Origin of the sequence: Streptomyces silvae, from assembly GCF_016745505.1 — a bacterium.
GTDB lineage: Bacteria > Actinomycetota > Actinomycetes > Streptomycetales > Streptomycetaceae > Streptomyces > Streptomyces silvae.
Genome location: NZ_JAERUC010000052.1, coordinates 1 through 24,902, shown reverse-complemented (window position 1 = coordinate 24,902; position 24,902 = coordinate 1). Strand labels below are relative to the sequence as shown.

Annotated in this window: 21 protein-coding genes and 1 riboswitch; of the genes, 20 read left to right on the top strand and 1 reads right to left on the bottom strand. The window is 71.8% G+C overall.

The annotated features are described in order from the left end of the window. The first annotated feature begins 147 nt into the window (after positions 1-147). The 18 genes from JKV81_RS07200 (at position 148) to JKV81_RS07115 (ending at position 21,903) form a co-directional block, all read left to right on the top strand. Positions 148-4,437 (top strand): discoidin domain-containing protein, encoded by a 4,290-nt coding sequence (locus tag JKV81_RS07200; protein ID WP_202075196.1) that lies wholly within the window; start codon positions 148-150, stop codon positions 4,435-4,437. Positions 4,438-4,794: 357 nt separating this feature from the next. Continuing rightward, positions 4,795-6,207, top strand: coding sequence for an extracellular solute-binding protein (locus JKV81_RS07195; protein WP_202075195.1), 1,413 nt, complete (start codon positions 4,795-4,797; stop codon positions 6,205-6,207). An 83-nt stretch (positions 6,208-6,290) separates the two neighbouring features. After that, positions 6,291-7,253 carry a carbohydrate ABC transporter permease gene (locus JKV81_RS07190; protein ID WP_124278667.1) on the top strand — a complete coding sequence of 321 codons (963 nt, stop codon included), beginning with the start codon at positions 6,291-6,293 and terminating at the stop codon, positions 7,251-7,253. Between the two features lie 15 nt (positions 7,254-7,268). Then, a complete protein-coding gene (locus JKV81_RS07185; protein WP_202075194.1) occupies positions 7,269-8,225 on the top strand; it encodes a carbohydrate ABC transporter permease in 957 nt (318 codons plus the stop codon). 110 nt (positions 8,226-8,335) lie between these two features. Beyond that, entirely contained in the window at positions 8,336-9,970 is a 1,635-nt protein-coding gene (locus JKV81_RS07180) for a glycoside hydrolase family 13 protein (protein WP_129260623.1), read from the top strand. 32 nt (positions 9,971-10,002) lie between these two features. Then, entirely contained in the window at positions 10,003-10,320 is a 318-nt protein-coding gene (locus JKV81_RS07175) for a cupin domain-containing protein (protein WP_124278669.1), read from the top strand. 110 nt (positions 10,321-10,430) lie between these two features. After that, positions 10,431-11,336 carry a YihY/virulence factor BrkB family protein gene (locus tag JKV81_RS07170; RefSeq protein WP_129260622.1) on the top strand — a complete coding sequence of 302 codons (906 nt, stop codon included), beginning with the start codon at positions 10,431-10,433 and terminating at the stop codon, positions 11,334-11,336. Positions 11,337-11,387: 51 nt separating this feature from the next. After that, the gene (locus JKV81_RS07165; RefSeq protein WP_202075193.1) at positions 11,388-12,080 is read left to right on the top strand and encodes a GNAT family N-acetyltransferase; all 693 of its coding nucleotides are present in this window, start codon (positions 11,388-11,390) and stop codon (positions 12,078-12,080) included. A 5-nt stretch (positions 12,081-12,085) separates the two neighbouring features. Then, positions 12,086-12,961, top strand: coding sequence for an ABC transporter substrate-binding protein (locus JKV81_RS07160; RefSeq protein WP_129260620.1), 876 nt, complete (start codon positions 12,086-12,088; stop codon positions 12,959-12,961). A gap of 67 nt (positions 12,962-13,028) precedes the next feature. Beyond that, positions 13,029-13,712, top strand: coding sequence for a helix-turn-helix domain-containing protein (locus JKV81_RS07155; RefSeq protein ID WP_129260619.1), 684 nt, complete (start codon positions 13,029-13,031; stop codon positions 13,710-13,712). A gap of 35 nt (positions 13,713-13,747) precedes the next feature. Continuing rightward, the gene (locus JKV81_RS07150; RefSeq protein ID WP_202075192.1) at positions 13,748-15,055 is read left to right on the top strand and encodes an MFS transporter; all 1,308 of its coding nucleotides are present in this window, start codon (positions 13,748-13,750) and stop codon (positions 15,053-15,055) included. A 101-nt stretch (positions 15,056-15,156) separates the two neighbouring features. Next, positions 15,157-15,420, top strand: a complete 264-nt coding sequence (locus tag JKV81_RS07145; protein WP_099171537.1) for a type B 50S ribosomal protein L31 — start codon at positions 15,157-15,159, stop codon at positions 15,418-15,420. A 114-nt stretch (positions 15,421-15,534) separates the two neighbouring features. Continuing rightward, complete coding sequence (locus JKV81_RS07140; protein WP_202075191.1) at positions 15,535-16,485, top strand: carbohydrate kinase family protein; 951 nt, start codon at positions 15,535-15,537, stop codon at positions 16,483-16,485. 48 nt (positions 16,486-16,533) lie between these two features. After that, on the top strand, positions 16,534-18,378 hold the full coding sequence (locus JKV81_RS07135) for an acyl-CoA dehydrogenase family protein (protein WP_129260616.1): 1,845 nt from the start codon (positions 16,534-16,536) through the stop codon (positions 18,376-18,378). After that, positions 18,375-18,533, top strand: a complete 159-nt coding sequence (locus tag JKV81_RS36650; RefSeq protein WP_164992653.1) for a hypothetical protein — start codon at positions 18,375-18,377, stop codon at positions 18,531-18,533. Before JKV81_RS07135 ends, JKV81_RS36650 begins: the two co-directional genes overlap by 4 nt. Positions 18,534-18,612: 79 nt before the next feature. Continuing rightward, a riboswitch (cobalamin riboswitch) is annotated at positions 18,613-18,799 on the top strand. A 58-nt stretch (positions 18,800-18,857) separates the two neighbouring features. Further along, a complete protein-coding gene (locus JKV81_RS07125; RefSeq protein WP_129260615.1) occupies positions 18,858-19,907 on the top strand; it encodes an ABC transporter substrate-binding protein in 1,050 nt (349 codons plus the stop codon). A 155-nt stretch (positions 19,908-20,062) separates the two neighbouring features. Beyond that, the gene (locus JKV81_RS07120) at positions 20,063-21,073 is read left to right on the top strand and encodes a FecCD family ABC transporter permease (protein WP_236055622.1); all 1,011 of its coding nucleotides are present in this window, start codon (positions 20,063-20,065) and stop codon (positions 21,071-21,073) included. Then, positions 21,070-21,903, top strand: a complete 834-nt coding sequence (locus JKV81_RS07115; protein WP_129260614.1) for an ABC transporter ATP-binding protein — start codon at positions 21,070-21,072, stop codon at positions 21,901-21,903. The genes JKV81_RS07120 and JKV81_RS07115 overlap by 4 nt, the downstream gene beginning before the upstream one ends. 58 nt (positions 21,904-21,961) lie before the next feature. On the opposite strand, the gene JKV81_RS07110 is transcribed toward JKV81_RS07115, so the two are convergent. Beyond that, complete coding sequence (locus JKV81_RS07110) at positions 21,962-22,954, bottom strand: PRC and DUF2382 domain-containing protein (RefSeq protein WP_202075190.1); 993 nt, start codon at positions 22,952-22,954, stop codon at positions 21,962-21,964. A 341-nt stretch (positions 22,955-23,295) separates the two neighbouring features. Between JKV81_RS07110 and JKV81_RS07105 the strand changes: the two genes are divergently transcribed. Both JKV81_RS07105 and JKV81_RS07100 read left to right on the top strand, forming a co-directional pair. Next, the gene (locus JKV81_RS07105) at positions 23,296-23,919 is read left to right on the top strand and encodes an adenosylcobinamide amidohydrolase (protein WP_372444091.1); all 624 of its coding nucleotides are present in this window, start codon (positions 23,296-23,298) and stop codon (positions 23,917-23,919) included. A 49-nt stretch (positions 23,920-23,968) separates the two neighbouring features. Next, complete coding sequence (locus JKV81_RS07100; RefSeq protein ID WP_202075188.1) at positions 23,969-24,862, top strand: NAD(P)-dependent oxidoreductase; 894 nt, start codon at positions 23,969-23,971, stop codon at positions 24,860-24,862. Positions 24,863-24,902 lie beyond the last annotated feature (40 nt).

Below are 24,902 nucleotides of genomic sequence, written 5' to 3'. Positions count from 1 at the left end.
CCGTGGACGCTATCGCATTTCTCTGCAACTCTCTGACGGCTAAGCGCAAAACACAGCTCAGTGTGTGCAGAAACAAGTGCCGCAGAGCTGTTCCGACAGAGCCGTGCCCTCGGCGTGTCCCGCGCCGAGGCCGAAGATCGGGGACTTATGAGAGCCCAACGCTGGAGATGGCGGACGCTTTCCGCCATGGTCGCCACCAGTCTTCTGATGATCGGATGGCCGTCGCTCACCGCCGCGGCGGCCGACGGCCCCAACATCGCCGCAGGCCGGGCCGCGGCGGCGAGCAGCGCAGGTGACGCGTACGGCGCCAGGAACGTGACCGACGGCAACCAGGCGACCTACTGGGAGGGCTCCGGCGGCACCCTGCCGCAGTGGGTCCAGACCGACCTCGGCTCCGCCGCACGGGTCGACGAGGTGACGCTGAAGCTCCCCGCCGGCTGGGAGAGCCGGCAGCAGACCCTCTCGCTCCAGGGGAGCGCCGACGGCACCAGCTTCTCGACGCTGAAGTCCTCGGCGGCGTACACCTTCAGCCCCGGTGCGTCCAACGAGGTGAGGATCTCCTTCCCGGCCACACAGACCCGCTTCGTGCGGGTGAACATCACGGCGAACACCGGGTGGCGGAACGCGCAGCTCTCCGAGCTGGAGGTCCGGACGGCGGGGGAGTCGTCGGTGAACCTCGCCGCCGGCCGGACGCTCAAGGCGAGCAGCCACACCGAGACCTACGTGGCCGCACACGGCAACGACGGCAACCGGGCCAGCTACTGGGAGAGCAGGAACAACGAGCTCCCGCAGTGGATCCAGGCGGACCTCGGCTCGTCGGTCCGGATCGACCGTGTCGTGCTCCGGCTGCCCGACGGCTGGGAGCAGCGGACCCAGACGCTGAAGATCCAGGGGAGTTCCGACGGCACGGAGTTCAGTGACCTGACGGCCTCCAAGGCGTACACCTTCGGCCCCGCGAACGGGCAGTCGGCGACGATCTCCTTCGACGCGACCACCACCCGTCATGTGCGTGTGCTCGTCACCGCCAACTCCGTCCAGCCGGCCGCCCAGCTCTCGGAGCTGGAGATCTACGGCCCCGCGACCGGCGACACCCAGGCACCGACCGCCCCCACCGGCCTGGCGTTCACCGAGCCGTCCACCGGCCAGGTCAAGCTGACCTGGCAGGCGTCCTCCGACGACACCGGTGTCACCGGCTACGACGTCTACGCGAACAACGTTCTGCTGACCAGCCTGGCGGGAGACGTCACCACGTTCACCGACACCCGTCCCGCGGGCGAGAGCGTGTCCTACTTCGTGCGCGCCAGGGACGCGGCGGGCAACGTGTCGGGCAACAGCAACACCGTCACCCGTAAGGGCGACTCCGGTGACACCCAGGCGCCGACCGCCCCCTCCGGCCTGGCGTTCACCGAGCCGTCGGCGGGTCAGATCAAGCTGACCTGGCAGGCGTCCTCCGACAACAAGGGGGTGACCGGCTACGAGATCTACGCCGACAACGTGCTCCGCAAGAGCGTGGCCGGGGACGTCACCACCTGGACGGACACCCAGCCCGCCGGCGCCACCGTCAGCTACGTGGTCCGGGCCAGGGACGCGGCGGGCAACATATCCGGCCCCAGCAACACCGTGACGCGCAACGGGTCCACGGCCGCCGCCTCCAACCTCGCCGTCTCCAAGCCGATCACCGCCTCGTCCGTGGTCCACACGTTCGTCGCGGCCAACGCCAACGACAACTCCCTCACCACGTACTGGGAAGGGGCCGGGGGCAGCTATCCGAACACCCTGACCGTGGCGCTGGGCGCGAACGCCGACACCGAGAGCGTCGTCGTCAAGCTCAACCCCGACAGCAGCTGGGGGGCGCGCACCCAGAACATCCAGGTGCTCGGGCGGGAGCAGAACGCCACCGCGTTCGCGAGCCTGGCCGCCGCCAAGAACTACGCGTTCGACCCGGCCACGGGCAACACGGTGACCATCCCCGTCACCGCACGCGTGGCCGACGTCCAGCTGAAGTTCACCTCCAACACCGGGTCCGGCGCCGGCCAGGTCGCCGAGTTCCAGGTGCTGGGCACTCCGGCCCCCAACCCGAACCTCCAGGTCACGGCGGTCACGGCAGCGCCCGCGGCGCCGGTGGAGTCGGACGCCATCACGCTGTCCGCGACCGTACGCAACACGGGCGCGCTCGCCTCTCCCGCCGGCAAGCTCGACTTCGAGCTCGGCGGATCCAAGGTCGCCACCGCCTCGGTGGGCGCACTCGCCGCCGGCGCCTCCGCCCAGGTCACCGCCGGCATCGGGTCCCGTGAGGCGGGCAGCTACACGCTGGGCGCGGTCGTCGACCCGGCGGGCGAGATCATCGAGGAGAACGAGACCGACAACCGCTACACCAGCGGCACCCCGCTGGTCGTCAAGCCGGTCTCCAGCTCCGACCTCGTCGCGAGCGCGGTCACGACCGCCCCGTCGTCCCCGTCGCAGGGCGACACGGTCACCTTCTCCGTCGCCGTGAAGAACCAGGGCTCGATCGCCTCGGCCGCCGGCAGCCACGGCATCACCCTCAGCGTGATCGACTCCAAGGGCGCCACGGTGAAGACCCTCACCGGCGCGCACAACGGCGCCATCGCGGCGGGCTCCACGACCGCACCCGTCTCCCTCGGCACCTGGACGGCCGCTGACGGCTCGTACACGCTGAAGGTGGTGCTCGCCGACGACGCCAACGAACTGCCGGTGAAGCGCGGGAACAACACCACCACCGAATCGTTCTTCGTCGGACGCGGCGCCGACATGCCGTACGACATGTACGAGGCGGAGGACGGTGTCACCGGTGGCGGTGCCAAGGTCGTCGGCCCGAACAGGACCGTCGGTGACATCGCGGGCGAGGCGTCCGGCCGCAAGGCCGTCACCCTCGACAGCACCGGCAACTACGTCGAATTCACGACCAGGGCGCCCACCAACACCCTGGTCACCCGCTTCTCCATCCCGGACTCCGCGGGCGGCGGCGGCATCGATTCGAAGCTGAACGTCTACGTGGACGGCACCTTCCTCAAGGCCATCGACCTCACCTCGAAGTACGCCTGGCTGTACGGGAACGAGACCGGCCCCGGCAACTCCCCGGGCTCGGGCGCGCCCCGGCACATCTACGACGAGGCGAACCTCATGCTGGGGAAGAACGTCCCGGCGGGCAGCAGGATCCGGCTGCAGAAGGACGCGGCCAACACCAGCACCTACGCGATCGACTTCGTCAGCCTGGAGCAGGTCACCCAGAAGGCCAACCCCGACCCCGCCCGGTACACCGTGCCGGCCGGCTTCACCCACCAGGACGTCCAGAACGCCCTGGACAAGGTGCGGATGGACACGACCGGGAACCTCGTGGGCGTCTACCTCCCGGCCGGTGACTACTCGACCGCCGGCAAGTTCCAGGTCTACGGCAAGGCGGTGAAGGTCACCGGCGCCGGGCCCTGGTTCACCCGGTTCCAGGCCCCGTCGACGCAGGACAACACCGACATCGGATTCCGCGCGGAGGCCAGTGCGAAGGGTTCGTCGTTCTCGGACTTCGCGTACTTCGGCAACTACACGTCCCGCATCGACGGGCCCGGCAAGGTGTTCGACTTCTCGAACGTCTCCGACATCGTGATCGACAACATCTGGAACGAACACATGGTGTGCCTCTACTGGGGCGCCAACACCGACAACGTCACCATCAAGAACTCCCGGATCCGCAACATGTTCGCCGACGGCATCAACATGACCAACGGATCCACGGACAACCATGTGACCAACAACGAGGCACGGGCCACCGGGGACGACAGCTTCGCACTGTTCTCGGCGATCGACGCCGGCGGCGCCGACATGAAGAACAACGTGTACGAGAACCTCACGTCCCTCCTCACCTGGCGGGCCGCGGGCGTGGCCGTGTACGGCGGCTACGACAACACCTTCCGCAACATCCGTATCGCCGACACCCTGGTGTACTCCGGGATCACGGTCAGCTCGCTGGACTTCGGCTATCCGATGAACGGGTTCGGGCCCGGTCCCACGACGATCGAGAACGTGTCGGTCGTACGCGCCGGCGGGCACTTCTGGGGCACCCAGACCTTCCCCGGCATCTGGCTGTTCTCCGCCTCCAAGGTCTTCCAGGGCATCCGGATCTCGCACGTGGACATCGTCGATCCCACGTACAGCGGGATCATGTTCCAGACGAACTACGTGGGAGGACAGCCGCAGTTCCCCATCAAGGACACGGTGCTCACGGACATCACGGTCTCCGGCGCCCGCAAGAGCGGTGACGCGTTCGACGCGAAGTCCGGCTTCGGGCTGTGGGCCAACGAGATGCCGGAGGCGGGCCAGGGCCCGGCGGTCGGTGAAGTCACCTTCAGCGGGCTGAAGTTCAGCGGCAACGCCCAGGACGTGAAGAACACCACCTCCACCTTCAAGATCAACATCAATCCGTAGGAGGGCGGAGCAGCGCACCCAGGGGTGCTTCCCGGGTTCCGCAAGGGGCCCGGGGGGCACCCCTGCGCGCGTAACGGCTTGCAGTGGGCAGTCCGTCTCTTGCGGGCTCCGGCTGTCCGGTGTGCGGCGTACCTGGGGGTGCTGGCGGGGTGTGCGGGGGTGCTGGCGGGGTGTGCGGGGGTGCGCTGGTGGGGCATCGGCCCGCTCCTGCCTGCCTCCTCACATGCGGAGCGCTGTCAAACATTTACGAAAACTGCGCGAGATATTGCGCTCCCATGTCGCCGGTGGTTGAGTATGCCGCGCCCCGGCAGACAGCCGGCCGAGGCCTTCCGTGCACATGCCCGAAGGGGACCACCGATGAGAAGTGCTGGGTTCCGCCGTACCCGCCGTGCCTCCGCGGCCGCCGTCGTCACCGCGCTCGCCCTGACCACCCTTGCCTCCTGCGGCACGAGCAGCAGCGGCGACGGGAACGACGACTCCGGCAGCGGCTCGTCCGATCCGTCCGCGCCGCTCGACCCGAAGGCGAAGGTGACGCTGTCGATCGACTGCATGCCGCCCGCCGCGAAGGCCGCGGAGCTGCGCGAGTGGAACGAGGACGTCAAGACGTTCAACAAGACGTACCCGAACGTCAAGATCAACGGGAAGTCCACGCCCGGCCAGTGCCTCGAGCCCCCGCGCTTCACGGCCATGCTCAAGGGCAAGTCGCAACCCGACGTGTTCTACGCCTACTTCACGGACCTCCAGCAGGTGCTGGACAACGACGGCGCCGAGGACATCTCCGCGTACGTCAACGACACCTCGGTCCCGGCGCTCAAGGACATCCAGCCCCAGGTGCTCGACGTGGCCCGCAAGGATGGCAAGCTCTACGCGCTGCCGACCAGCAACTACACCATGGGCCTCATGATCAACCGGAAGCTGTTCACCCAGGCCGGACTGGACCCCGACACCCCGCCGTCGACCTGGGAGGAGGTCCGCGCCGCGAGCAAGAAGATCGCGGGCCTGGGCAAGGGCATCGCCGGCTTCGGCGAGTACAGCGCGGGCAACAACGGAGGCTGGCACTTCACCGCCACCCAGTACGGCCTGGGCGGGGACGTCGTGGACGCGAGCGGCAAGAAGGCCGCGTTCAACGACGACAAGGGCAAGCAGGTCCTCCAGCAGCTGCACGACATGCGCTGGGAGGACGACAGCATGGGCAAGACCCAGCTGCTGAAGTGGGGCGATCTGCAGAAGCAGATATCCACCGACAAGCTCGGCATGTTCCTGGCCGCTCCCGACGACATCGCCTACATGGTGCAGCAACTGGGCGCGAAGTACGAGAACTTCGGACTCGGACCGATCCCCGGCGGTCAGGGCACCCTCTTCGGCGGCAACAACTACATGATCAAGAAGGGCAGCTCGCCCGACAAGATCAAGGCCGCCGTCGCCTGGCTGAACTTCAAGAACCTGACCCCCGGCAAGGGGCAGTTCGAATGGTCCCGCACCAAGGCCGACCAGCTGCCCGTCGGGCTGCCGCAGCCGAACTTCTTCACCGGTGAGAGCAAGACGAAGGACGACGCCGCACGCGCCGCCAACGCGACCATGCCCGTCGAGAACTTCAAGGCCTTCATGGACAACCCCGTCCAGGGCAAGGCCGAGCCGCCGAAGGCCCAGGAGATCTACAAGATCCTCGACAACGCGATGTCCGCGGTCCTGACCAACAAGGACGCCGACGTCGACAAGCTGCTCGACACCGCCGAGCAGCAGGTCAACCAGGTCCTGGCGAACCAGTAACGGACGTGCGGAGGCCGGGCCGGGCGGGCCCGGCCCCGCATCCCGCCGTCCGTGAGCGACCGCACCGGCACCGAGGAGAGACCATGTCGGCCCCCACCCTGTCCACCGGGAAGGCGAGCGCACCGCCACCCGGGCACCACCCACGCCCCACCGGGCCGGACTCCGCCCGGGAGGAGTTCGTGCGCGCCCTGCGCCGCAACATCTCGGCGCACGGCTTCCTGATCGGAGCCGTCCTCTGCTTCTCCTTCTTCTCCTGGTACCCGATGGTCAGGGAGTTCCTCCTGGCCTTCCAGAAGACCGAGGACGGCACGACGACCTGGGCCGGCTGGTCCAACCTCAGCTACGTCTTCAACGACCCGGCGTTCTGGCAGGCCTGGCGCAACACCCTGCTCTTCACCGTCCTGGCGCTCGTGCTGGGCTTCGCGGTGCCGTTCGTCGTCGCCGTCGTGCTCAACGAGTTCCGGCACGCCCAGGGGTATCTGCGGCTGCTGGTCTACCTGCCCGTCATGCTGCCGCCGGTCGCCTCCGTCCTGCTCTTCAAGTACTTCTACGACCCCGGCTACGGACTCTTCAACCGCATCCTGGAATTCCTCCATCTGCCCGCCCAGCAATGGCTCCAGGACCCCGACACCTCGATGCTGTCCGTCGTCATCGCGTCGACCTGGATGAACATGGGCGGGGCCACACTCATCTACCTCGCCGCCCTCCAGGGCATCCCGGGCGAGCTCTACGAGGCGGCCGAGCTCGACGGCGCCGGACTGCTCCGCAAGATCTGGCACGTCACCATCCCGCAGACCCGGCTCATCCTGTCGCTCCTGCTGCTCATGCAGATCATCGCGACGATGCAGGTCTTCACCGAACCGTTCCTGCTGACCAACGGCGCGGGCCCCGAGGGCTCCACCACGACGGTCGTCTACCTCATCTACCAGTACGCCTTCAACTTCAACAACTACGGCGGAGCGGCGGCCCTCGGCCTCCTCCTGCTCGTCGTCCTCGCGGGCTTCTCCGCGGTGTACGTACGCCTCAGCCGCAGCAGCGAAGACTAGGACGGGAGCACGACGATGGCATCGAGCACGCTTGTCTCCCGGCGCGGACCCGGGAGGCCCGGCAGCCGCAAGGCCCGCCGCCGGGACGCCGACCTGGGCCGCCAGCGGACCCTCATCTCACCGGCCCAGCTCGGCCGGCCCCGGGGAAAGGCCGTCTACTGGATCGTCTTCGCCCTGGTGGTGGTGGCCTTCACCCTGGCGTTCCTCGGCCCCCTGTACTGGATGGTGACCGGCGGCCTCAAGACCACCCAGGAAGTCGTACAGAGCCCGCCCACCGCCTTCCCCTCCTCGATCCACACGGAGAACTACTCCCAGGCGTGGAACGTGATGGACCTGGCCCAGCTGCTCTTCAACACCCTCTACTACGCGTTCGGCGCGCTCGCCTTCCAGCTGGTCCTCGACGTGGCCGCCGCCTACTCGCTGTCCAAGCTGCGGCCGATGTTCGGCAAGGTCATCCTCGGCATGATGCTGGCCACGCTGATGATCCCGGCGACCGTCCTGGTCGTACCGCAGTACCTCACGGTCCTCGACGTACCGATCTTCGAGCGCAACCTGCTCAACTCGCCCTGGGCCATCTGGCTCCCGTCGGTCACCAACGCCTTCAACATCTTCCTGCTGAAGCGGTTCTTCGACTCCATCCCGGGCGAACTCCTCGACGCCGCGGCCATCGACGGAGCCTCGCCCCTGCGCACCCTGCGCTCCATCATCCTGCCGATCTCCCGGCCGATCCTCGGGGTCGTCTCCATCTTCGCGGTCGTCGGAGTCTGGAAGGACTTCCTCTGGCCCATGCTCACCCTGCCCGACCCCGGCAAGCAGACCCTCAACGTCGGCATCTACTCGCTGTCCAACGGGGTGCCGACGAACGTCCTCATCGCCGCGCTCACCATCGCGTCCGTCCCGACGCTGCTCATCTTCCTGCTCTTCCAGCGCAACATCATGAGCGGACTCACCGCGGGCGGCCTGAAGGGCTGAGCGCCCCCCGAACCACCGCCTCCCCACCAGCACTCCGCCGCCGGCCCTCCGACCACACGCCCCGCGTCCGGGCCGGGGGCGGAGTACCTCCTGCCCGAAAGGAACGCCACGTGGCAGCCAACCGTCCGACCGAGGCCACCGCACCGTGGTGGCGCGACGCCGCCATCTACCAGATCTACGTACGCAGCTTCGCCGACGGCGACGGAGACGGCACCGGCGACCTGGCGGGGGTACGGGCCAGGCTGCCCTACCTTGTCGAACTGGGCGTCGACGCCCTCTGGTTCACGCCCTGGTATCTCTCGCCCCTCGCCGACGGCGGCTACGACGTGGCCGACTACCGGGCCATCGACCCGGCGTTCGGCCACCTCGCCGAGGCCGAGAAGCTCATCGCCGAAGCCCGGGAGCTCGGCATCCGCACCCTCGTCGACATCGTCCCCAACCACGTCTCCGACCAGCACAGCTGGTTCCGGGCGGCGCTGGCCGCCGCCCCCGGCAGCCCCGAGCGCGAGCTGTTCCACTTCCGAGAGGGACGCGGCAGCCACGGGGAGATCCCGCCCAACGACTGGGTCTCCGAATTCGGCGGCACCCCCTGGACCAGGATCGACGACGGCCAGTGGTACCTGCACCTGTTCGCCCCCGGACAGCCCGACCTCAACTGGGCGCACCCCGCAGTCCGCCAGGAGCACGAGGACGTCCTGCGCTTCTGGTTCGAACGGGGCGTCGCCGGCGTACGGATCGACTCGGCGGCCCTGCTCGCCAAGGACCCCGCCCTCCCCGACTTCGTCAAGGGCACCGACCCCCACCCCTACATCGACCGGGACGAGCTCCACGACATCTACCGCTCCTGGCGCGCCATCGCCGACACGTACGACGGCATCTTCGTCGGCGAGGTCTGGCTCCCCGACTCCGAGCGCTTCGCCCGCTACCTGCGCCCCGACGAACTCCACACCGCGTTCAACTTCAACTTCCTGGCCTGCCCCTGGGACGCCGGGCTGCTGCGCTCCGCGATCGACGACACGCTCGCCGAGCACGCCCCGGTGGGAGCACCTGCCACCTGGGTGCTGTGCAACCACGACGTGACCCGCACGGTCACCCGTTACGGACGCGAGGCCACCGGCTTCGACTTCGCGGCCAAGGTCTTCGGCACACCCACCGACCTGGAACTGGGCACCCGCAGGGCACGGGCGGCCGCCCTGCTCTCGCTGGCGCTGCCGGGCGCCGTCTACCTCTACCAGGGCGAGGAGCTCGGCCTGCCGGAGGCCGACATCCCCCGCGACCGGATCCAGGACCCCATGCACCTGCGCTCCGGCGGTGTCGACCCCGGCAGGGACGGCTGCCGGGTGCCCCTGCCGTGGTCCGCCGACGAGCCGTACGCGGGCTTCGGATCCACCGCCGAACCCTGGCTGCCGCAGCCGGACGCCTGGCCCTCGTACGCCGCCGACCGGCAGAGCACCGACCCCGGCTCGATGCTGAGCCTCTACCGGAAGGCGCTGCGGCTGCGCCGCGACGAGCCGGGCTTCGCCGCCGCACCCGGCGAGACGGCCGACGGCCGGCTGGACTGGCTGCCGTCGGCACCGGGCGTCCTCGCGTTCCGGCGGACCCACGGCCTGATCTGCGTCGTCAACCTCTCGGGAGGCCCGGTCCCGCTCCCCGGCCATCACGAGATCCTGCTGACCAGCGCCCCGCCGGACCCCTCGGGTCTGCTGCCGGACGACACGGCCGCCTGGCTGCGCGAGAAGCGATAGCGAGGGAGCGGGGGCTGCGGCACAGTGGTCGTATGGATGATCTCAACGCTCTCGCCGACGAGCACCTGGCCGCGGCCCGCGCCGACGCGCACGGGCGCAGCGCACATCTGCTGCTGCGCCAGGCGCCCCTGCGGCAGACGGTGATCGCGCTCACCGAGGGGTCCGCCCTCGACGAGCACAACGCGCCGCCCGCCGCCTCGCTCCAGGTGCTGCGCGGCGCGGTCCGGCTCACCGCGGGATCCGGGGACGTGGACCTCACGGCGGGCCGGCTGCACCCCATTCCTCAGGAGCGGCACGGACTGCTGGCCCTGGAGGACGCGGTGGTGCTGCTCACCGCCGTCAACGACTGAGCCGCCCTGGGTTACGACCGCGGGACCGAGGCATGAGAGAAAGGGAGCAGCCGGGCCGCCGAGAGGCGTCCCGGCCGTCCCCCCCTTCCCTCGTCCCCCGGAGTATCCGCGTGCCCAGCAGGACCGACGACCCCGTCGCGGAACGAACCGCGCCCCCGGCAGGGCGCACCACACGGAGGCACTGGCGCACCGCTCTGCGCCGTACCCCCGTGTCCCTGTGGAACGACGACCTCTCCGACTGGGCGGCCGCCCTCACCTACTACGCCATCCTGGCGCTGCTCCCGGCGCTCCTCGTCACCGTCTCCGTCATCGGCCTGGCCAACCCCGGGGCCACCGACGCGCTGATCGCCGACATCACGGCCTTCGCGCCCGCCGAGTCCGGATCGGCGCTGCGCCGGCCCCTGGAGGCCGCCACCCAGGAGCGCACCGCGGTCTGGCTGCTCGTGGTCACCGGAAGCGTGAGCGCCGTCTGGTCGGCCTCCAGCTATCTGGCGGTCTTCCGCAGGGCGATGCACGCCATGCACCGCGTCAAGGACACCAGGCCGCCCCTGCGCCAGGCGCACATCATCGTGGTCTCGGCCGTCGGGCTGCTCGTCCTGCTGATGGCCAGTGCCTTCGCCCTCGTGCTCACCGGGCCCCTGGCGCGCTGGCTCGGACGCCGCGCGGGCCTGGCGCAGGCCGGGGAGACGGTGTGGGAGGGCCTCAAGTGGCCCGTGCTGCTCTGTCTGGTCGCCTGCCTCATCCTGGTCCTCTTCAGTACGGGCCCGCGTTCCGCGCGGAGCCTGCGCGGGGCGCTGCCCGGCGGGGTGCTCGCGGCGTTCCTGTGGCTGGTCGCCTCGGCCGGATTCGCGCTGTACGCCACCCACATCGCCAGCTACAGCCGGCTGTACGGGTCGCTGGCCGGGGTGGTGGTCTTCCTGATCTGGATCTGGTTCACCAACCTGGCGCTGCTGACCGGCGCCCAGTTCAACGTCGAACTGGCCCGCTCCGACGACCAGGGGGGCGAGGAGTCCTGAAGTGCCCCGCGGGGCCTTGTGGGAGCGCTCCCAGCGGGAAAGGATGGGGCGATGACCCGCACCCCGTACGTACGCCCCTACCGGCCCGCCGACCAGGAGGCCCTCGCGGACATCTGCGTCCGCACCGCTGACAACGGCGGGGACAGCACGCATCTGTACCCCGACCCCGGGCTGATGCCCGCCCTGTTCGCCGCGCCCTACGCCCACCTGGAACCGGAGCTGACGTTCGTCCTGGACGACGGCTCGGGGCGGGCGGCCGGCTACGTCCTCGGGACCGCCGACACCCGGACCTTCGTGAAGGCCTTCCGGGAGGTCTGGCTGCCCCGCGTCACGGACCGCTTCCCCGAGCCGCAGGGTGAACCGGAAACGCTCACCGAGGCGATGACGGCCCTCCTCCACCACCCCGAGCGCATGATCCTCCCGGAGCTCGACGCCTACCCCGCGCACCTGCACATCGACCTGCTGCCGCCGTGGCAGCACAAGGGGTACGGCAGGGAGCTCGTGGGCGCCTTCCTGGATGCCCTGCACCGGAAGGGCGTCGGGGCCGTCCATCTGTCCATGCTGACGGCGAACACCCCGGCCAGGGCGTTCTACGACCGGCTCGGGTTCCAGGTGATCGACGTACCCGACCCGGGGCCGCTCACGTATCTGGGGCGCTCCACCGGGGGTGTGGAGCCGACGGGCCGGGCAGGTAGTGGGAGGCGAGCCGGGGAGAGGGCCCAGGCCGTCGGTTCGGAGGGGTGAGTGGCATGACGGAGCAGAGCGCGTGGAGTTTCGCGGACGACCGGGGCCAGTTGGCGGCGGCGGACCGCCGGCCCGCCCGGGTGCTCGCGTACGTCCAGGCGGGCGCGACACTGTGGGACTACGGGATACGCCCGGAGGGGATCTTCGGCTCGGGGCACGACGGGGCGGAGCCCGACCGGGCGAAGACCGGCACGCTCCCGCTGGACACCGTGGACTACCGGGGTGCGGGCGACGCCCTGGACGTGGACACACTGTTACGCGGCAGGCCCGACCTGGTCGTCGCCGTCAGCTACGGCCACGGACAGCTCTACGGACTGGACCCGGACACCGCCAAGCACCTGGAGGAGCGCGTCCCGGTCGTCGTGATCGACGTGGGCCAGGCGCGCACCCTGGACCGGGTCGCCGAGAGGTTCGCCGCCCTCGCGCGCTCGCTCGGCGGCGCGCCCGTCCCGGACGCCTCGGGTGAGCTGCGCGCGGCCCGGGAGCGGCTGCGCGCGGCGGCCCGTGCCCCCGGCGCCCCCAGGGTGGTGGCCCTCTCACCGGCGGGACCGGAGCAGGCGTACGTCGCCCGGCCCCAGATGTGGCCCGAACTGCGGGTGCTGGCCGAGCTCGGGGTCGGCCTCGTGTCGCCGCCCGACGGGGCCGGGGTCAACTGGGCCACCGTCGACTGGGCGGAGGCCGCGGCGCTGGAGCCCGGGATCGTCCTGGCGGACATCCGGTCCAACGCCGTCCCGCTCGAAGGGATCACCGACCCCGCCTGGGAAGCGGCCGGCCGGGGCGCGCGCACCGTGCCGTGGAACCCGGAACCGCTGTGCAGCCCGCAGGCCCACGCACGCTTCCTCGCGCTCGTCGCGGACGCGGTGGAGGAGGCGGCGGGCTGAACAACTTTCCCAAAAATATTCTGCAAAAACTATTTGGCAAAGTGCCGGAGCGCTCTAGGCTGCCGCCATGGACAGCGACGCCACGCATCGTGTACTCGACCCCGAGCGGGACCCGGCGGCCCTGAAGGCGCTCACGCACCCCCTGCGCCTGAGGCTGCTCGGCCTGCTGCGGCTGCACGGGCCGGCCACCGCGAGCGAACTGGCGGCCAGGACCGGGGAGTCGTCGGCGTCGACCAGCTACCACCTCAGGGTGCTGGCCAAGTACGCCTTCGTGGCGGAGGCCGAGCACCGCGACGGGCGCGAACGCCGCTGGAAGGCCGTGCACGCCGTCACCTCGGCGAGCAACGCGGCCATGCTCGCCACGCCCGCGGGCCGGGCCATGCTGGTGCTGGGCAGGCGCCGCCAGGTCGAGCACCTGCAGCAGTCGATGGAGCAGCACGAGGCGGACATCGACGCGGGCCGGCTCGGCGAGGAGTGGCACGACGCCTCGGGGATCGACGACCTGATGCCGCGTCTGACGCCGGAGTCCCTCCGCGAACTCCGCGACGCGATCGCGGCCAAGCTCGGTGAACTGACCGCACGGGACGAGTCCGACCCCCGGGCCCGGCAGGTCGTGCTGCTCACCGCAGGACTCCCGCTGGCGGGGGAGGGACCGGCAACTCCCGCCGCCGATGTGGCCTCCGCCCCGGCCGCCGAGGCAGGCCCCGGCCCCGACGCCGGCCCGGCTGCGGACGCCGGAAGAGCCCGGTGACCCCGTCGCCCAGGGCCGGGAAGGCCCCTGCCACCATGCCCGACGCACGCACGGCGCGCCGCAGGTTCGTCGCCGTCTCGTTCCTCTTCTGGCTCCCCGCGGGCCTCGTCATGGCGCCGATGGTGCTGCTCTTCACCGAGCGCGGCCTGTCCCTCACCGTCATCGCCGGAGCGTTCGCCGCGCACTCCCTGACCGCCGCCGCCCTGGAACTCCCCACCGGCGGGCTCTCCGACGTCATCGGCCGCCGCGCCGTCCTGGCCGGCGCCGGTCTGCTCAACGTCTGCGCCCTCACGCTCATGGGCCTCGGCACCACCCCCTGGGTGATCATCCTCGGCACGGCCCTCATGGGTGCGGGCCGTGCCCTGTCCAGCGGGCCCGCCGAAGCCTGGTACGTCGACACCGTGCACGCCGCTTCCGGCCCCGACGCCGATCTCCGTACGGGGCTGGCGCACGGCAGCGCCGCCTCGTCCGGCGCCATCGCCCTCGGCGTCCTCCTCGGAGGGGCGCTGCCCTGGCTGCTCGGCCTCGGCCCGGACCCGGGGGCCCGGCTGCGGGCGCTCACCTCGGACCTGGTCCTGCCGCTCTCGGTGCCCGTGCTCCTCGGCGTGGTCATCGACATTGTCTTCATCGTCCACGTCCTGACCGCCCTGACGGAGCCTCCCCGCCCCGCGGTCACCCTGCGCGGCGTCCTGCGGGGTGTCCCCGGAGCCGTCGCCTCGGGGATCCGGCTCGGCGCCGGTGACACCCTGATCCGGCGCATCCTGATGACCGCGGGCGCCGCGGGTACGGCTCTCGCCGCTCTCGAACTGCTCACCCCGGGCCGCGCCGCCGCGCTGACCGGGACCGCGGAGTCCGGGGCGGTCCTCTTCGCGGGCCTGGCCGCCGCCGGATTCGCCTGCTCCGCGCTCGGGAGCCGGCTGGCGCCGCTCGTCGCCCGGCTCGCGGGGGACGCGGAACACGCGGTCCTGGTGAGCCTCGGCGCGAGCGTGGCCGGTCTGCTGGCGCTCGGCGCCACCGTGTCCGCCACCGGTGCGCCCGCGCTGACCACGGCCGTCGTCGGATACGGGCTGGTCTACCTGGGCCTGGGCGCCGCGGGGCCCACCGAGAACGACCTCCTGCACCGCCGCGTCGACACCTCCGGCCGCGCGACGGCCCTCTCCGTGCAGTCGCTGGCCCAGCAACTCGTGGGAGCGGCCGCCGGCCTGGCCGTCGGAGCGCTGCCCGCGGGACCGCTGCCCTGGCTGTTCGGTGCCGTGGTGCTGCTGGCCGGCGCCCTCCTGTGGTCCTGGCGCACCGCCCCCGCCCCGCAGGCCGCCCCCGCCCCCGGCTGGGAGAGGGGCTGATCCGCTGCTCCGTACGGACGCCCCGGATCGCGCCGGGCGGCGCCCTTGGCGAGGCTGGCCCGGAGCCGGGACGCGAGATCCCCGTACTTCCAGGAGCCGAGATGCAGCAGGACAAGCACCCGTCGTACCGTCCCGTCGTCTTCCGCGACCGATCCGCCGGGTACGCCTTTCTGACCCGGTCCACCGCGTCGAGCGAGCAGACGATCGACTGGGACGACGGCAACAGCTACCCGGTCATCGACGTGGAGATCTCCGCCGAGAGCCACCCCTTCTTCACCGGCAAGGCGCGGGTGGTCGACACCGAGGGCCAGGTCGCCAAGTTCGAGCGCCGTTACGGGGACGAGGGGCGCGGGGACGCCTCCTGAGGCCCGGGTCTCCACGGCCGTCCGCACACGGGGCAGAATCGGCGGCAGTGTGCCCCGTGACCGCCGCGCCTCACCGGGGCAGGACCGCCCGCGTTCCCCAGGAGACCCGCCCCCATGCCCGACAGCCCCGCCCTGCTGGTCATCGGCGAATGCGTCGCCGACATCGTCCGGCTGCCGGGCGCCCCGGACCGGACCCACCCCGGCGGCAGCCCCGCGAACGTCGCGTACGGCCTGGCCAGGCTCGGCCGTGACACCACCCTGGTCACGCAGCTCGGCCGGGACCCCGACGGGCGCCTGATCGAGGACCACCTCGCCTCAGCCGGGGTGCGGGTCCTGACGGACGGCGGCGACGCGCCCACCCCGGCCGCCACGGTCGGGCTCGACGACGAGGGTCGGGCCACGTACGGCTTCCGGATCACCTGGACACTCGGTCCCGTCGCGCTGCCCGGCGATCCGCCCCGGCACGTCCACACCGGGTCCATCGCCACCGCCCTGGAACCCGGGGCGGACACCGTCCTCGACCTCGTCCGGTCGCTCCGGGGCGCGGCGACCGTCAGTTACGACCCCAACGTGCGGCCCGCGCTGATGGGGGACCACCTCCCCGCCGTGCGGCGCGCGGAGCGCTTCGTCGCACTCAGCGACATCGTCAAGGCCAGCGACGAGGACCTGCGGTGGCTGTACCCCGACGAGGCCCCGGAGAAGGCCGCCGAGCGGTGGCTCGGCTCCGGGCCGTCGCTGGTCCTGCTCACCCGGGGCGCCGGGGGAGCGACGGCCTTCGTGCCGGGCGCCACCGTGAGCGCCGGGGCACCGCCCGTCCAAATCGCCGACACCGTGGGCGCCGGCGACGCCTTCATGTCCGGCACGCTGCACGCCCTCGCCTCGTACGGACTGCTCGGCGCTCCGGGCCGCGCACGGCTGTGCTCCCTGGACACCACCGTGCTGGGCGACGTGCTGCGTCACGCACTGGCGTCGGCCGCCGTGACCGTCGCACGGGCGGGCGCGCTGCCCCCCGACGAGGAGGAGCTGGCAGCGGCCCTGACCAGCGGAGCGATCCCGGAGGGGTAGGGCGTTCACGGGGGTGTCCTCGCCCGCACCACGATCGTTGATTTCTACATGACCGTGACCCTTACCGACACCGCCCCACCGTCCACCGCCGAACTGCTGACCGGCGTTCTCCTCGGCCCGGAACACCGCCGTGAACACGGTTTCTGGCAGCGGCTGATCAGCACAGAACCGTTCCGCCGCCCCGCCGGAGGAACGCCCGAAGAGCGGCTGGAACTCGCCTACGACCGGTTGCGGATCCTCAACCTCTCCCTCGACAGCGGAGCGCGCCTCGCCTCCGACCCGCGCGCGCTGGCCGCCCTGCACGCCTGGCTCGGCCCGGTGGACCCCGCGCTGACCACCGTGGCGGGCATCCACTACAACCTCTTCCTCGGCAGCCTCCTCGACCACGAATGCGCGGGCCGCCGCGATCTGTCGGACTATCTGACGATGCGGCGGATCGGCACCTTCCTCTGTACGGAGGTGGCGCACGGCAACAACGCGGCGGCGATGGAGACCACCGCCACGTACGACCGCGAGCGGGACGGATTCGTCCTGCACACCCCGAACCCGGGCGCGCAGAAGTTCATGCCCAACACGAGCCCGGCGGGCGGGGCGAAGTCGGGCCTGGTCGCCGCCCGCCTGGTCGCCGACGGTGCCGACCACGGGGTACGCCTCTTCCTGGTGCAGCTCACCGACGAGACGCGAGCGCTGCCGGGCATCCGGGTGCGGCGGCTGCCGGCCCGGATGGGCAGCCCGGTGGACCACTGCCTCACCTCGTTCGACCAGCTCTTCGTCGAGCGGGACGCCCTGCTGGGATCCGCCGAGGAGGGAGGCGTGCCGGGGGAGTTCAGGACCGGCCCGGGAGACAGGCGGCGGCGCTTCCTCACCTCGATCGGGCGGGTCACCCCCGGCCGGATCTCGATGAGCGCCTGCGCGGCCGGCTCGGCGCGCGCGACCCTGGCGGTCGCCGTGCGCTACGGCGGGCACCGGATGATCTCCGGCAGCCGGGGCGCCCCGCCCGTACCCGTCAACGCCCACCGGACGCACCACGGCCCGCTCGCCTCGGCGATGGCCACGGTCTTCGCCATGAGCCTGCTGTACCGCAGGGCGCAGGAGAGATGGGAGGCCTGCACCGACGAGGACGGGCGCACGGAGGCGGGCAGGCTCGTCGACGTCGCCAAGGCCTGGATCACCTGGCGGGCCCGTGAGGTCATCGTCGAGAGCCGCGAACGCTGCGGCGCACAGGCCCTGCTGGAGAACAACGGCATGACCGAACTCGTCACCGGCGTGGAGGGCGCCATCACCGCCGAGGGCGACAACATCGCCCTGTACGCCAAGGCGGCGGCCGACATGCTCTTCGCCGCCGAGCCCGGCCGGGACGACGTCCCGGCCCCCCGCCCCGGCGACCTGGCCGACCCCCGCTTCCTGGGCGGGCTCCTCGCCTCGGTCCAGGACATCTGGTTCGCCAGGGCCAGGGCCCGCGCGCTCCGGGCGCCCGACGCCGACACCCTCGGCCGGTGGAATGCGGCCTCGGGCCCGGCCCTGCGCGGGGTCGAGGCCTGGGCCTACCGGCAGGCCGCCGAGGCCTACGCCGACGCCCGCGCGGCGCTTCCCCCGGGGGATGCCAGGGACCGGCTGGCGGAGCTGGAGCGGCTGTTCGCCGTCGAGTGGGTCTCCCGCAACAGCGGCGACCTGCTGGCCGCCGGCCTCCTGAGCGGCGATCAGGTGGAGGCCCTGCCCGAGGCCGTCGAGGAGCTCGTCGCGGCCGTCGCCGCGCACGCCCCGGAACTGGCCGACTCCTTCGCCCTGCCCGAGCGCCTGCTCGCCGACTGGCCGATCGCCGGACCCGGCTACGCGGACGCGTACGACGATCCCGCGGGCCCGTGGAACACCGCCCCGGCGGACGCCCGGTGAGCGCCGGACGCCGGGGGCAGGCGGCCCGCGAGCGCCTGGAGATCCTGGGCCTGCGCGCCGTCCTGCTCGCCTACTGGGGCACCACGTCCGTGCTCGCTCGCCGGACGAACAAGCCGCTCACGGACGGAGGCGAATCGGTTCACCCCAAGCGCTGACCCGCCCGACGGCCCGCCGGTACGGAGAGGCCCCCCCTCTCCGTGCCGGCGACGGCCCCGAGGCCGTCCTCACGTCGCGTGATAGCTTGCAGACGCCAGTCACACTCCACGTGGAGTCAGGGAATCCGGTGCGAATCCGGAGCTGACGCGCAGCGGTGAGGGGGACGGGCGGGGCCACGGCCACTGGGACACCCTCGGGTGCACCGGGAAGGCGCCCCGTCCGGACGAACCCGAGTCCGAAGACCTGCTGGCACCCGCTTCCGCACCGGGAGCGGAACTCCGTACCGGGCTTCGCGCAAGAGCCCTGAGAACGCCGAGGACTCCGTGCCGCCCATAGCCAGCACCGTACGCCGAACTGCCCTGCTCCTCGCGGGACTCGTCCTTCTGACCGCCTGCGGCGCGGGCGGGAACGAGCCCGCCGCAGGCACCGCGGGGGACGGCGCAGCCGACGGCTTCCCCGTGACGCTGAAGAACTGCGGCCGTACGGTGACCGTCGACGCGGCACCGCGTCACGCCGTCTCCCTCAACCAGGGATCGACGGAGATCCTGCTCTCCCTGGGCCTCGCCGACCGGCTCGCCGGAACCGCGACGTGGACGGACCCGGTGATGAAGGGCCTGGAGAAGGACGAGTCCACGGTGCCCCGCCTCGCCGAGAACCAGCCCTCCTCGGAGAAGGTCCTCGCCGAGGAACCCGACTTCGTCACCGCCTCGTTCGAATCCACCCTCGGCAAGGGCGGTGTGGCCTCCCGCGACCAGTTCGAGGAGCTGGGCGTACCGACGTACCTCTCGCCCTCCGACTGCGCCGGCAAGGACAACACCGGCAGCAGCGACGGCTCCCGCACCGAGACACTGACCATGGACGCCGTCTACGGCGAAGTGCGCGACCTGGCCAAGGTGTTCGGCGTCCCCGAGCGGGGCGAGAAGCTGGTCGCGAGCCTCCGCGGCCGCGTCGACAAGGCGACCGCGGACATCGACGCGTCCGGCACCACGATGCTCTACTGGTTCGCCAACGCCGAGGCCCCCTACCTGGCGGGGTGCTGCGGAGCCCCCGGCATCATCACCGAGGAGCTCGGCGCGAAGAACGTCTTCGACGACACCCACGAGGAATGGCCCCAGATCAACTGGGAGACCGTCGCCGACCGCAACCCCGACGTGCTGGTCATCGGCGACCTGACCCGTAAGTCGCAGACCGCCGAGAGCGCCGGGAAGAAGATGGCGTTCCTGGAGTCCAACCCCGCCACGAAGAACCTGGACGCCGTCAAGCACAAGCGGTACGTCCTGCTCAGCGGCCAGGCCATGAATCCGACGATCCGGACCGTGGAGGGCGTGGAGCGGGTGGCGGCCGGGCTGCGCTCGTTCGGACTCGCGGGGTGACGGACACCGGCCCCATACGGGACGTACCGGAGACCGGGCACGTACCGGACGTGGCGAAGCCCTCGCACACTCCGGACGTGGACGTGGCGAAGCGCCCGCACACCCCGGACGCGCACCCGGAGCAGCCGGTCCCGGCGGCCGGCGCGGCCCGGCTCCTGCGCGGCGGCCTTCTGTGGAGCGGCGGGGTGGCCCTGCTGCTCCTGTCCGTCGCGGTCGCCGTCACGATCGGCCCCGCCCGCATCTCCGTCCCGGACGTCTGGTCGGCGGTGGCCTCGCACCTGGGCCTCGGTCAGGGGCGGCTGACCCCGATCCGGGACGGCATCATCTGGAACCTGCGCATGCCCCGCACCCTGCTCGCCGCTGTCTGCGGGGCCGGGCTCGCGATCTGCGGCACCGTGATGCAGTCGCTGCTGCGCAACCCGCTCGCCGACCCCTTCGTCCTCGGCGTCTCCTCCGGGGCGTCCACCGGCGCGGTCGTGGTCGTCGTCCTGGGCGTCGGCGGGGGAGCGGTCTCCGTCTCGGGCGGCGCGTTCGCCGGGGCCCTGCTCTCCTTCGCCCTCGTCCTGCTGCTCAGCCACACGCTCGGCGGATCCACCGACCGGGTCGTCCTCTCCGGGGTCGCGGCCATGCAGCTCTTCTCCGCGCTCACCTCCTTCGTCGTGATGACCGCCGCCGACGCCGAACAGACCAAGGGCGTGCTCTTCTGGCTGCTCGGCTCACTGAGCGGGGTCGGCTGGGGCGACGTGTGGATGTGCTCGGCCGTCCTGGCCGTCACCCTGCTCATCTGCCTGGGCCATGCCCGTACGCTCGACGCCTTCGCCTTCGGCCAGGACGCCGCGGCCGCGCTGGGGGTGCATGTGACCCGCACCCGGATCGTGCTGCTCTGCACCACCGCGCTGCTGACCGCGGCCCTCGTCAGCTCGGCTGGTGCCATCGGGTTCGTCGGTCTCGTCCTGCCGCACGCGGCCCGGGCGCTGACGGGAGCGGGCCACCGGAGACTGCTGCCGGTGACGGCGCTCGCCGGGGCCGTGTTCCTGGTCTGGGTCGACACGCTGGCCCGGACCGTCCTCGACCCCCAGGAGGTCCCGGTCGGCGTGGTCACCTCCCTCATCGGAGTGCCCGTCTTCGTCCTGATCCTGCACCGCACGCGAAGGAGCGGCTCATGAGCCGGGAGGAGACCCCCGGTGACGGCCTGCGGGCCACGCGCGTCAGCCGGGAGGCCGGCGGGAGGATCGTCCTCGACGGAGTGAGTGTCGCGCCGCCGCCCGGCACCACCGTCGGGCTCCTCGGGCCGAACGGCTCAGGGAAGACCACGCTGCTGCGTGTGATGGCGGGCGTACTCACCCCCGGCGCCGGCGTCGTCACCCTCGACGGCCGCACCCTCGCCGAGACCGGCCGGCGGGCCGTGGCCCGCCGCGTGGCCGTCGTCGACCAGCACGCCGCCACCCAGGTCGACCTGAGCGTGCTGGACGTCGTACGCCTCGGGCGCATCCCGCACCGGCGCGCCTGGTCCGGGCCGGGACCGGGGGACGAGGACGCCGTACGCGAGGCGCTGGCGCGCACCGGACTCGCCGACCGCGCCGGGCAGTCCTGGCACACCCTGTCCGGCGGCGAGCGCCAGCGCGTGCAGATCGCCCGCGCCCTGGCCCAGCAGCCGCGTGAACTCCTGCTGGACGAACCCACCAACCACCTGGACATCCAGCATCAGCTGGAGCTGCTGTCCCTGGTCGCCGCGCTGCCCGTCACCGCCGTGATCGCACTGCACGACCTCAACCTGGCCGCCATGTTCTGCGACCGCGTCACCGTCATGAAGGAAGGCCGGGTGGTCGCCGGCGGCACGCCCTCGGAGGTGCTCACCGAGGACCTCATCGCCGATGTCTACCGGGTACGCGCGGTGGTGACGCCGGAAGGGCCCGAAGGCCGCCCCTCGGTGCGGTTCCTGCCGGGCGAAGCCGCCCACGCACGGCCCGAACGCGACGAAAGGGCGGGCCCGTGAACCACCCGGGTCCGCCCCTCGCTACTGTCGCGCGGCCTTTCGCCGCTGTGTGAGGGGGTCAGCGACGACGTCCCTGGCCGAACTCGCCGCCCGTGTCCTTGCCGCTGCCCATGTCGTCCTTGCCGTCCGCGTAGTCGATCTTCTCCTTGCGGAGTTCGGCGGAGACTTCCTTCTGCTCGGTGACCCTGTTGGTTTCGAGACGGACCCGCTCCACCGGGACCGCCTCCTTGCGGACGGTGGCTCGTTCGGCGTGGAGGGTGACTTCGACATCCTGATCGCCGAGGTCGGTCCCCTTCATGCCGGTGACCTTCTCGCCCGGCTGCAGAGGCTCGCGTACCACGCGCACCTCCTCGTGGGACACCGGCACCGTCCGCGTGACGTTCTCGGTCACGACGTACTTGTGCAGGCGCGCCTTGCCGCTCTCGTACTCCTCCGTGCCGACCTGGAGCTGCTCCTCGGAGCGCACCATCTCGTCACGGCCGCCGGCGCCCGTGGCGGACCGCTCGGCTCCGGCTCCGGCGAGCGGACGGGACGTGGCGGACGTGTCCACGTCGCGGTGCCTGCCCGTCCCCGCGGTGGTGCCGGTGGCCTTCGCCTGACCGCCGGAGCCCGCGCGAGCGGTGCCGGCCGCGCCGGCTGCTCCGGCCGCACCCGCGGCGCCCATGGCACCCGTTCCGGTCCCGGACGTCGTGCGCGCGTCGCCGCCCGCTCCTGCGGGCCCGGCTCCCTTCTTGGTCATGCCGTAGTGCCGGTAGAGCTCCTCCTCCTCCGATACGGACAGGTGTGCGTCCGCGTCCACCCGGGGGGCGTCCTTGACGCGGTCCTTCGGATGCGAGACGTGCAGGTCGGAACCCACCCGGCGAGCCCCGGCAAGCGGCACGAAGCTCTCCTTCATGCCGAACATGCCGGTCTTGACCGTGATCCAGTCGGGCTTGCCGGTGTCGTCGTCGACGTACACCCGCCCCACTGTGCCGACCTTCTCTCCGTCGCTGTCGTAGACGGTCAGACCGTCGAGTTCGCCGGAATCCGTGAAACCGTCAGCGGCTCCCATGGCCGATTCCTCCTCGCCCGGGCGCGTCCTGCGGGTGGTTCCAGCAGGGGAGGCGCGTCCGGATTCCATCGCGCCTCACCCGGTTGGACGCTGCAACTTCCCGGCCCGGGCGGCGAACGGCCCAGGACACCGGGGAGGGGCGGTGGCCCCGCTCGACGCGGTTATCCGCCCGCAGCTCGCGTTACGCCATACGGGTGAGGCGGCCGGTCCGGGTGCGCCGGAAACGCGGCCCCGGCCCGCCCGTATGATCGACGCGCGCCGCCGACCGTCGGCAGGCCTGTCCCGGGGGGTTCGCCATCACATCCGTAGGCATCCGCCCGCCCCGGCAGCGCGGCGAGCTGCTGGCCCGCCAGGAGGACGGCCTCGGGCTGCACCACCTGGTGTGGCGCCTGGGGCCCGGCTGGCGGGTGTGCAGCAGCGCCGTGCTCGGCGGCGGCATCGGCCCGCGCGCCTGGATCCTGAACGCCCAGGTGCCCGGCGGCTACCCCCGCCTCGACCCCGACCGGCACCTCGCGGAGATCGCGGAAGCCGAGGCGCTCCGGGGCCCCGGCGCCGGACTGATGACGGCCGCCGACGTCACCGCGTACACCGTCGCCGACGACGGCGGTGCGACCGCGACGGTCACCAGCGGCCTCGGAGTGCGGGGATGGGCCGCGGCCCCGGCGGAAGGCACCGACGGCCCGCCGCCTCCGGGGACCGTCAACATCGTCGTCACCCTCCCCGTGGCGCTCTCCGACGCCGCCCTGGTCAACGCGGTGGCCACCGCCACCGAGGCGAAGGTCCAGGCGCTCGTGGACGCCGGACTCGACTGCTCCGGGACACCGACGGACGCCGTCTGCGTCGCCGCGCCCGACCCGGGAGGGCAGCCGGGCGAACCGTTCGCCGGGCCGCGTTCGCGCTGGGGCGCGCGACTCGCCAGAGCCGTGCACCGCGCCTGTCTGGAGAGCGCGCTGCGGCAGTCTTGAGGCCCACGGGCCTCGCGACCGGCCCGCCGCCGACGAAGGGAACCTCCCCATGACCACCGCATCCCCCGCCGACTCCGCCCCCGGCACGCCGACCGTCGCGGTCCTCGGCACCGGGATCATGGGATCCGGGATGGCCCGCAGCCTGCTCAGGGACCGGCTCCCCGTCCGGGTCTGGAACCGCACACGGTCCAAGGCCGAGCCACTGGCCCGGCACGGCGCCACCGTGACGGACACGCCCGAGGAAGCCGTACGCGGTGCCGACATCGTCCTCACCGCCCTGACGGACGCCCGGTCCGTGGCGGAGACCCTCACCGCGGCCACGCCCGGTCTGCGTCCCGGGCAGGTCTGGCTGCAGAGCGCCACCGTCGGGCTCGACGCAACGACCGACCTCGCCCACCGGGCCGCCGGGCTGGGGCTGGTCTACCTCGACGCCCCGGTCTCCGGCACCAAGCAGCCCGCGGAGCAGGGCACGCTCACGGTGTTCGTCTCCGGCCCGTCCAGCGCCCGGGCGACGGCCCTGCCCGTCCTGGAGGCGATCGGGCAGCGCACCGTATGGGTCGGCGAGGAGCCCGGAGGCGCCACCCGCCTCAAGCTCGTCGCCAACACCTGGGTGATCAACATGGTCAACGGCGTGGCGGAGTGCCTCAATCTCGCCGAAGGGCTGGGGCTGGACCCGCAGCTCTTCCTGGACGCGATGAAGGGCGGCCCGCTGGACACCCCGTACCTCCAGGGCAAGTCCGCGGCGGTGCTCTCCGGCGACCTCACCCCGAGCTTCGCGCTGTCCACCGCGCTCAAGGACTCCCGGCTGATCCTCGACGCGGCCGAGGCCTCCGGAGTGACCCTCGACCTGGTCGCCGCCTCCGCCGAGCGGTTCGCCCGGGCGGAGGCGGCCGGACACGGGGACCAGGACATGATCGCGACGTACTACGCGGGCACGCCCTAAGGCGTGTCTTCAAAGGCTGTTGATGGGGCATCATATGACG